This is a genomic window from Palleronia sp. (assembly GCF_042089775.1).
GTDB lineage: Bacteria > Pseudomonadota > Alphaproteobacteria > Rhodobacterales > Rhodobacteraceae > Palleronia.
On sequence record NZ_JBELKF010000137.1, the window covers coordinates 1 to 5,741 of the forward strand.

4 protein-coding genes and 1 pseudogene are annotated in these 5,741 nt (G+C 63.4%); 2 read left to right on the forward strand and 3 right to left on the reverse strand.

Annotation, left to right across the window (positions count from 1 at the left end; genetic code table 11):
- Nucleotides 1–646 precede the first annotated feature (646 nt).
- Together ACFDS3_RS18455 and ACFDS3_RS18460 are read left to right on the forward strand one after the other, a co-directional pair.
- The gene (locus ACFDS3_RS18455; protein WP_375263813.1) at nucleotides 647–3,742 is read left to right on the forward strand and encodes a CheR family methyltransferase; all 3,096 of its coding nucleotides are present in this window, start codon (nucleotides 647–649) and stop codon (nucleotides 3,740–3,742) included.
- Nucleotides 3,743–3,751: 9 nt separating this feature from the next.
- Complete coding sequence (locus ACFDS3_RS18460) at nucleotides 3,752–4,126, forward strand: response regulator (protein ID WP_375263814.1); 375 nt, start codon at nucleotides 3,752–3,754, stop codon at nucleotides 4,124–4,126.
- 133 nt (nucleotides 4,127–4,259) lie between these two features.
- On the opposite strand, the gene ACFDS3_RS18465 is transcribed toward ACFDS3_RS18460, so the two are convergent.
- The 3 genes and pseudogenes from ACFDS3_RS18465 to ACFDS3_RS18475 all read right to left on the reverse strand — a co-directional run.
- Entirely contained in the window at nucleotides 4,260–4,487 is a 228-nt protein-coding gene (locus ACFDS3_RS18465; protein WP_375263816.1) for a YetF domain-containing protein, read from the reverse strand.
- Between the two features lie 95 nt (nucleotides 4,488–4,582).
- Nucleotides 4,583–4,768, reverse strand: a pseudogene (locus tag ACFDS3_RS18470) (DUF421 domain-containing protein); the annotation flags it as partial.
- Nucleotides 4,765–5,741 (reverse strand): ion channel (locus ACFDS3_RS18475; RefSeq protein WP_375263815.1); only part of this gene is annotated, 977 nt, incomplete at its 5' end. The pseudogene ACFDS3_RS18470 and the gene ACFDS3_RS18475, both read right to left, overlap by 4 nt.

Here is a 5,741-nt window from a genome sequence, read left to right on the forward strand (position 1 = left end):
CGGCCATCGCCCTCGCCGCTACCGTCATCTTCTGGTTATGAGTCCAGAGCCTAGATTTCGCGTTTAGCCGCCAACCCTGTTTGGTCGAAGGCAACTCACCTTGGCCGGAAAGGCATCTTTGGTGCACGAGAGCCGAGGCAACCCGTTAATTCACGACGAACCCAAAGGCAACTTACCTGGAACCGAGATCCAGTTGTCGATTGCCAAGCTGTTTTGCCTTTTGGCGGCGAAACTTGCCTTTGTGACAGCTTGGACGACGCATCTGCAGCCATGACATGAGACTTGGCTTCGCCAGCAAGTCGCCCGCCGCACCTACAATATCAGACCTTCACATCAGCCGGAGCACAGGCTCTCATCCAGCCCTTCACGAACATCCGTGCCAGCACAGACTCGGGCCATGGCCATGAGGGGCGGGAAGCCGACCCTCGCGGCATGTGCGAACCGGTTAAGCCCGGATGCGGCAAGCTGACATTCGGGGCGCGCCGAGGGAGGTGCTGGTCCGCATCGCTGCAAGGCGGCTCCCAGTCCTTCCTCGACATTTGCGGCTGATCTCGACTTCTCCGCCACGAAAAGCAACCATTATACACCCTGTCCGGGGTTGCGCGGCATGGTTGTCGGCGAGACGGCGAAGGCTTAGACTCTGATAATGACAACACACGCTCCCCTCGTCGTGGGTATCGGCGCCTCGGCCGGCGGCATCCCGGCACTCGAAGGCTTCTTCCGACACCTTCCCGACGACAGCGGGATGGCGTTCATCATCGTGACGCATCTCAGCCCCGACCGGCGGAGCCTGCTGCACGAGGTCATCGGGCGCTATACGTCGGCCCCTGTCAGCGTGGCCGAGGACGGCGCCGAGGTGCGGCCAGACAACGTCTACGTCATGCCCGAGGGCATGATCCTTACCATGAAGGATGGGCGCCTTTGGCTGAGGCCTGACGATCCGGTCCATCGGGAACGGAAAACGATCGACGTGTTCTTCGCCTCAATGGCCGAAGACCAGGGCGAGAATGCCGTCGGCATCGTGATGTCGGGCGGGGACGGCGACGGCACCCTCGGCGTAAAGGCGATCAAGGAGCGCGGCGGCATCACCATGGCCCAGACCAGCGACGGATCGGGCCCGCGCAACCCCGAGATGCCGCATAGCGCGATAGCCAGTGGCTTGATCGACTTTGCCGAGCCGGTGGAGCAAATGCCCGAGCGACTGGTCCGGCTTCGCAACGATATTGACGCCCTCGTCGGTCTTGCCGACAGCGAGGAGGACAGGCAGCGCCTTGACGAGGCGCAACAGGTGCAGAGCGACATCGCGCGCCTTCTGCGGAGCCATACCGGTCACGACTTTTCAGGCTACAAGGACAAGACCTTCATGCGTCGTGTCGCGCGGCGGATGAAGGTGGTCCAGTTGACCACGGTCGACGCCTACGTGCAGAGGCTGAGGGACGACCCCGGCGAAGTCATGGCGCTGTTCCGTGACCTGCTGATCAACGTCACGAACTTCTTCCGCGACACCGATGCCTTCGCCGCGCTGAAAAGCCGAGTGATCCCGCAGCTTTTCGAAGGGCGCGGCGCGGATGAAACGATCCGGCTCTGGGTGCCGGGCTGCGCCACGGGCGAAGAGGTCTATTCGCTCGGCATCCTGATGCGCGAGCAGATGGACGGGCTGGATGTCGTGCCGAAGGTGCAGATCTTCGCCACCGACATCGACGACGAGGCCTTGGCCGCGGCCCGCGCAGGCCGCTACCCCGACGCGCTGCTTGCCGGTGTTGCCCCCGAAAGGCTCAAACGGTTCTTTCGCCGCGACGGGGCCAGCCTCGTTGTCAGCAAGGAGGTGCGCGAGATGTGCATCTTCTCGCCGCACAGCGTGATCTCGGACCCGCCCTTTTCGCGGATGGACCTGGTGTCCTGCCGCAACCTGCTGATCTATCTCGGCGGAGAGCTTCAGGACCGGGTGATCCCGACATTCCACTATGCGCTGAAGCCGGGCGGGTATCTCTTCCTCGGCACGTCCGAGGGCGTCAGCCGCCACAGCGACCTTTTCGCGCCTCTCGACAAGCAGCATCGCATCTTCCAGAGCCGGGATCATGGCGGGGTCAGGCGATTGCCAATCGCGCTCGACACGTCCGCCTCTCGAACCCGGCAGGACGTGGCGGAGCGCCGATCGGACGTGACCAGTGTCCAGCTCCGCCAGCGGGTCGAAACGCAGGTGCTCGAGCGGCACGCGCCGGCACATGTCGTGATCACCCATGAGGGCGACGCGCTCTACTTTTCGTCGAACACGGGCCGATATCTCGAGATGCCGCGTGGCGCGCCGAACCGTCACATCTTCGATCTCGCACGGCGCGAGTTCCGGGCCGATCTGCGCGCGGCGCTGCGCGAGGCGATGGAGACGGGCAGCCCGGCTGCCCGGCAGGTCCTGATGCTCGACCGGGATGGGGCGACCGGCAGCATGGTCGGTCTGACGATCGAGCCGCTGGACGGTCCCACAGGCAACGAAGCGTTGTTTCTCTTGCTCTTCACGCCGCTCGGCCAGTGGCGGCAGCCGGTCGTGGATGGAAGTGTGGAGGCCGTCGCGCACGAAGCCGAGGCGGCGTTGGAACGCGAACTGCGCGATCTGCGCGAGCGTCTGCAATCGACGGTGGAGGAATACGAAACCGCGCTCGAGGAGCTGAAAAGCTCGAACGAGGAGCTGGTTTCGGTCAACGAGGAGGCGCAGTCGACCAACGAGGAACTCGAAGCCTCGCGCGAGGAGATGCAGTCCCTCAACGAGGAACTCTCGACGATCAACGCCGAGCTCGAGACCAGCGTGGGCCACCTCGACAGCGCCAACACGGATCTCAAGAATCTTTACGCGGCAACCCAGATCGCGACTGTGTTCCTCGACCGCGACCTCGTGATCCGCAACTTCACCCCTGCGGCCGGCGCGTTCTTCAACATCCGCGAAGCCGATATCGGGCGCCCGTTGATGGACCTTGCGGGCGCGCTGCAATACCCGGACCTCGAAGCGGAGGTGCGCGAGGTCTTCCGCTCGGGCGAGCTTGTGGAAAGGCGACTGGCACCCGACAATGACGGGCTGCACTTCCTTGTCCGGCTGGTGCCCTACCGCAACCGTGACGACGGGATCGACGGGATCGTCGTCACTCTCGTCGACATCTCGTCGCTCGCGCAGGCCGAAGAGCAGCAGAAGGTTCTGATCTCCGAGCTGAACCACCGGGTCAAGAACATGCTGTCCGTGGTGATCAGCATCGCCAACAGCACGCGGAAGACCTCGTCCAGCATGGAGGAGTTCGGCGAGCGGCTGAGCGGCCGACTGCACGGCATGTCGCGGGCCTACTCGCTGTTATCCGGGTCCGACTGGACGAAGGTGGCAGTTCGAGACCTCGTTCGCACGGAGGCGGAGGCATTCGGCGCCGATCGCATCTCTGCCGACGGGCCGGAGATCGCATTGACGCCACAGCAGGCGCTTTCCCTCGGCATGGTCGTGCACGAAATGGCAACCAACGCCGCGAAATACGGCGCGCTGTCGAATGATGACGGTCGGGTAGATGTCATCTGGGATGCCGACGATGACCGGCTTCGCCTGAAATGGGTGGAGAAGGATGGTCCCGAGGTGCATTCGCCGAAACGAAAGGGATTTGGCCTTGCTCTCATCGAAGGTCAGGTCAGATCGCAGATGGGCGGCGAAGCCGAAGCCAAGTTCCCGCCCGAAGGGTTTATGCTGGAGCTGAGTTTCCGGATCGATCGGTAAGGTGCAGACATGAGCAGCAGCGAGACGCGCCCCGGGCGGCGGACGATCCTGATCGTCGAGGACGAGTGGCTGATCGCCGCCGACTTGGCGGATACCGTCGAGGGCATCGGCTATCATGCCTTGGGTCCGGCGCATTCCGTTTCCGCGGCGCTCGATCTGCTCGGTGGAGCCCAGGTCGATGCGGCACTCCTCGACGTGAACCTTCGCGGCGAGACATCCTATCCAGTCGCAGATGCCATGGCCGAAAAGGGTCTCCCGTTCGCCTTTCTCAGCGGCTACACATCCGATCAGCTACGGCCGGGGTTTCAGGACTGCCCTCTCCTGTCGAAGCCGCTAAATCCCGGCGCGCTACGGGACCGGTTGAGCCTGATGCTGCGCGGGTGAACCTAGTCCAATCCCGTTCAGGACGATCAACGCGAGGCGCCATGGTGCGGCTAAGTGGACCGAAATGGGCACCGAGCGCGCACTCGATCTGCTGTCTATGTATTGGGCGGGCGGTATCGAGGCATGCTCGGCTTCAGCGAGAACCGTCTGGCAGCGCGCTCGCGTCACCTGCCTCTGCGGCGCCGATGACCGCCAAGTTTCCATCTGCCTCCAGAATGATCGCTTCGACGTCTTGAAAGGACCCGAAGCCGCTTTGGCGAACGGCCCCGGTGATCTCATCTTCCGTAACTCTTTCCCGCCGCATTTCAGCGCGCTCGAAATCGCCTCGGTAGAAGAGAAGCGTCGGGGACGCCGTAAGCACCTTCTCGATCCGTCGCGCCCGCTGCCGGCGAACTGGAGAGCCATCAGGAGCGCGAAAGCCGTCACCGCTTCCGCCAGGGCAACGTTTCGGGCTGTGAGAATGCGCCCGAAGGAAGCACCGAGGGCCACGGTGATCAGGAAATCGAAGGCGTTCATCTGGCTCAACGTCCGCTTGCCGCTGATCCGTTGCAGAGTGATGAGTGAGCCATAGGCGAACGTGCCGACAACGAGGATGCGCAAGACCGGAGCCCGACCGCCGAAGAAGAATGTGGCGTCGCTCATGACGGGCTGTCCCAGTTCCAGCCGTCGTTCCGCAGTAGGCCCAACATGCGTCGGCGTCTTTCGGACAGCGCCTCAACCTCCTCCACGAACTGCTCCTGAGGAAGCGTCGGAATTCCCACATCGGCCACAGCCGCCAAATCGGGATCAGGTGGCGCCTCCGGGGCAGGATGAATGAAGGCAGAGGGCAGCGTGTCGAGGAAGCTCTCGACGGATGCGCGCGCAGACTGAAGCACAGCGGGACTGGGCTGATGCTCGGCCGGCACTCCGAACTTCATCAGTGTGAGTGCATCGTCGAGAAGGGTCACCGCAACGATGGGGGACTTCTGCCGCTCAGCCGCATGATAATATTGCAGAACCGGATAGGCGCGGTATCGCTCCGACATCTGCGACAGCTGGGACGAGAGACTGCTGAGAGGAAGGTCGAGGCTGCGGAGATGCTGCCCGTTCCAGCCGCTGGCGACGATCTTTGCCGCGGTCTGACCAAGGCCACTGACCTGGCTGGCGAACGCTCTCTTCTGGACGACAGCCGAGACGACCGAGAGGACATAGGTGATGGCCAACGTCGCGAGCAGCATGCCGGTCATGTTCGTGAGAGCGGCCAGTACCTGCCAGACGTCACCGTTCGGGGTATAGTCTCCATTGCCGGCGGTGAAGAGCATGTAGCCGACGAAGTAGAAGCGTCCGCTCCAGTCCGCCGGCGTCTTGGTGGTCGCATGCAGGAGGGACAGCGGTTCTCCACCGTAGATCAGGGTCCAGCCCAGCCACAGCATGGTCACCCAGAGAAGAACAATCAGCGACAGAACGAATGGCCCGAAGAGGCTCTGCACCCGGTGTCGGCGGCGTCCGAAGAGGGCGAGGGTGCCACGCCAACTCCAGGTGGTGATCCGGGCGGAGATCGGCCCGGCGCTGCCGTCGACCCACAAGGTCGTCCATAGCGCGTCGAGAAAGGTCAGGACCACGAGACCCGCACCGA

Excerpts from the sequence above, each read along its gene's own strand:
- ACFDS3_RS18460 (WP_375263814.1), top strand. The coding sequence starts at position 3,752 with ATGAGCAGCAGCGAGACGCGCCCCGGGCGGCGGACGATCCTGATCGTC.
- ACFDS3_RS18455 (WP_375263813.1), top strand. The coding sequence starts at position 647 with ATGACAACACACGCTCCCCTCGTCGTGGGTATCGGCGCCTCGGCCGGC.